The organism is Achromobacter sp. SIMBA_011, from assembly GCF_046535435.1.
GTDB classification, from domain to species: domain Bacteria; phylum Pseudomonadota; class Gammaproteobacteria; order Burkholderiales; family Burkholderiaceae_B; genus Achromobacter; species Achromobacter dolens.
Genome location: NZ_JAWRWN010001285.1, coordinates 1 through 233, shown reverse-complemented (window position 1 = coordinate 233; position 233 = coordinate 1). Strand labels below are relative to the sequence as shown.

The following is a 233-nucleotide window of genomic DNA, read 5'->3' as shown; positions in this document are numbered from 1 at the left end:
CCAGGCGCATGGCCTGTGCTTTTCGGTCCAGCCCGGCGTGCGCATCCCGCCTTCGCTCGTCAATATCTACAAGGAATTGCAGAGCGATCTCGGCATTCGCCCGGTGGGTCACGGCTTTCTGGAAAGCTGGGCGAAACAGGGCGTGCTTTTGCTCAACAGCGTGCTGACGGTGGAAGAATCGCGCGCCGCCTCGCATCAGGGGCAGGGCTGGGAAAAATTCACCGATGCCGTCA

1 pseudogene is annotated in these 233 nt (G+C 61.4%); it reads left to right on the top strand.

Annotated elements, in window-relative coordinates:
* Positions 1–233: pseudogene (locus tag SB816_RS35205) on the top strand (uracil-DNA glycosylase); the annotation flags it as partial.